Source organism: Tsuneonella deserti (assembly GCF_014644315.1).
Classification (GTDB): domain Bacteria; phylum Pseudomonadota; class Alphaproteobacteria; order Sphingomonadales; family Sphingomonadaceae; genus Tsuneonella; species Tsuneonella deserti.
The window spans coordinates 1-568 of record NZ_BMKL01000009.1; the positions used below are offsets into that span (position 1 = coordinate 1).

Sequence of the window (568 nt, forward strand, 5' to 3'; positions counted from 1 at the left end):
GTGGTGGCCGGGGCGGTGAAGCCGGCGTCGGCGGCACCGTCGAAGTCGATGTGGATTGCCGGAATGGGGATGTCCGGCACGGCGAAGCCGTAGTTCGCTTGTCCCGTGAGGCCCAGGTGGATGGGGGGAAGGATCGTGGTGTCCGGGATGATAATGGGGCCGATGCCGCCGGTTGAAGTCCAGTGGATCGGGAATTCGGGAATCGTGATGCCGACGTTCAGGCCGAACAGGCCCTCGAAGTTGCCTCGCCACAAGATGCCGTTGCTGGCGTTGCCGGTGATGAAGGCGCCGGTGTTGACGGTGCCCGAATTGGCGACGCCGGTGTTGGCGTTGCCGGTGTTGAACCAGCCGGTGTTGATGCTGCCCGGGTTGAAACCACCGGTGTTGGTGTCACCCACATTGAAGCTGCCCGTGTTGTACGACCCGGGGTTGGCGATGCCGGTGTTGAAATTGCCGGCATTGAACAACCCCGTGCTGGCCGTCCCCGCATTACCGACACCGGTGTTGTAATTACCCGAGTTGAACACCCCGAAGTTCCCGGTCCCCGAATTGCAGAACCCCACATTCC

General features: G+C 62.5%; 1 pseudogene. It reads right to left on the reverse strand.

Annotated elements, in window-relative coordinates:
* Window positions 1-568, reverse strand: a pseudogene (locus IEW58_RS13715) (hypothetical protein); the annotation flags it as partial.